Origin of the sequence: Lactobacillus sp. S2-2 (assembly GCF_021698855.1) — a bacterium.
Lineage (GTDB): Bacteria > Bacillota > Bacilli > Lactobacillales > Lactobacillaceae > Fructilactobacillus.
In genome coordinates this window covers 1-1299 of sequence record NZ_WWFA01000014.1, presented here as the reverse complement: position 1 = coordinate 1299, position 1299 = coordinate 1, and the positions used below count along the sequence as shown (strand labels likewise).

The 1299-nt window shown below is 26.9% G+C and carries 1 pseudogene; it reads right to left on the bottom strand.

Features of this window, described 5'->3' with window-relative positions:
- Nucleotides 1-37 precede the first annotated feature (37 nt).
- Nucleotides 38-1299: pseudogene (locus GSH19_RS07180) on the bottom strand (hypothetical protein); the annotation flags it as partial.

Below are 1299 nucleotides of genomic sequence, written 5' to 3'. Positions count from 1 at the left end.
TTATATCCTCTATGCTCAAAAAATACAAGTCTTATTATCATGGTGCATCTGTAATTGACCAATTTAAATCAGATTTATATTCTTTACTTCTACTTACATTATTATTAGAAGCAGGTACTAAATCAATTCCTTTATGCAAATCAAGATCAAAATTACCATTATTAATTTTTTTATTTTCATATAAAACATTGTAATAAGTTGTATCTAATTTTTTCTCATTATACCTTAAATCAAAGTCAACTTTATTACCTTCATTATCATAAAAATCAGTGGGTAATAATTCCAAACGCCAATTATTAACATATGGATACGTATCTTTAATTCCAACAATTTGGGAATTAATTGTTTTAATTGGCTTACCAACACTTAAGTCATTAACATTTCCATAATTTAAATCCGGAACTGACTTCAATTCTAGCGCACTTTCTAATAAATTAATCGTTAAATCATTTTCACCTATATTATCAACATAATAATCTGGATTTACTGTTCCAGAAGCTTTTGCATGAATTGAAATATTTTTATTTTCATTATCTGTATTAAAAGGAATTGTGAATTCTAATTTCTGATTCTCTTCTAAATTAGTTTTAGAATATGAAATTACTAATTTATTCCCATCTTTACTTAATTTTACATTATCATTATTAATAAATTTTCCATCAATATATGATTCTATTTCATTAGTTTTAAAATTAAAATTATCTGGAAGCTCAATTGTAATTTTGGGATTAGTAATGTTATATCCGGAAGTATTATCATAAGTGTAATTTAACTTAGAACTATTTGATCGATAAATACTATCAGTTTTATCACCATCACTGTTTGTCACATAACTACTAAAATCACCGTTTGGCATATTTTTAACTTTTTTACTTGCCGTATAAGTTTTACCACCTAATGAAGCTTCAGCTGTAATTGTATTTCCAGCAGTAAAATATTTATCCTTCGGTAAATCAAAAGAATAATTTCCATTTTTATCTGCGATTGTATGATACTCTGGCTCGGTATCACTTCCTTCGTAGTGTATATTTGGTTCTGGAAAAGCTGGATCACCCGCGAATCTAACATAAGCTCCAGGTGTTGCCGTTCCCTTTATTTGATGACTATTAATGTCAGGTTTAATTGGTGATAAATCATTATCAATTGTCGCTGTAACGTCAGGAATATAAGTAAATAGCACTCTAGAAAAATTTTGAGTTAAGAATTTGTCTTTAAAACTTTTAGAAATTCCTGTATTAATACTATATCCTTCAGTTTTGTTTCCAATAACATTTTCATTCGTATAAAATACTTTCATAT